The following is a 523-nucleotide window of genomic DNA, read 5'->3' on the forward strand; positions in this document are numbered from 1 at the left end:
CGTCGGTCCCCTGCGCTTCTCGGTCCGCCGAGGGACGGCGCGGGAACTCGCTGCGCTCAGACACCCGCGCCTCTTCGCCCTCGCCGGACCTGCGGTGCTCGGCTCGCTCAAGGCGGACCCAGGTCAAAGGCCACAGCTGCACCCAGTAGATCCACGCCATGCGTGGATGCACTGCGCGCACTCTGCCGAGCTAACCCGACTCTACAATGCGGTTTCATCATGTGGATGTTGACGATGCGCGCGAACGGCTTCGCTGTTTCACTGCTGCTGGCCGTGCAGCCGTTCGCTGCATCTGCCGCCGCGCCAGCGACCTGGCAACCGCCCGCCGGCACCCCGGAACTGCCGCGCGGGCCGGATGGCCAGGTGATGGCGCCGCCGAATCTGAAAGGCCCCGAGCAGGTCAGCGAAACCGTCTCCCGGGCCAGTGGCGAGCACTGGAGGAGGCTGCAGAACGTAGCCGTGCCCACGCTCACCGTGTTCCCGGCGAAAGGCTCGCCCACCGGCACCGCAGTGATGGTGGTGC

1 protein-coding gene is annotated in these 523 nt (G+C 68.6%); it reads left to right on the forward strand.

Annotation, left to right across the window (positions count from 1 at the left end; translation table 11 throughout):
• Nucleotides 1-219 precede the first annotated feature (219 nt).
• Nucleotides 220-523: hypothetical protein (locus DA373_RS16100; protein ID WP_198650343.1), on the forward strand; the 304-nt coding region annotated here is incomplete at its 3' end.

The sequence above is a fragment of the Oceanimonas marisflavi genome (assembly GCF_003049725.1).
In the GTDB taxonomy this organism is placed as follows: domain Bacteria; phylum Pseudomonadota; class Gammaproteobacteria; order Enterobacterales; family Aeromonadaceae; genus Oceanimonas; species Oceanimonas marisflavi.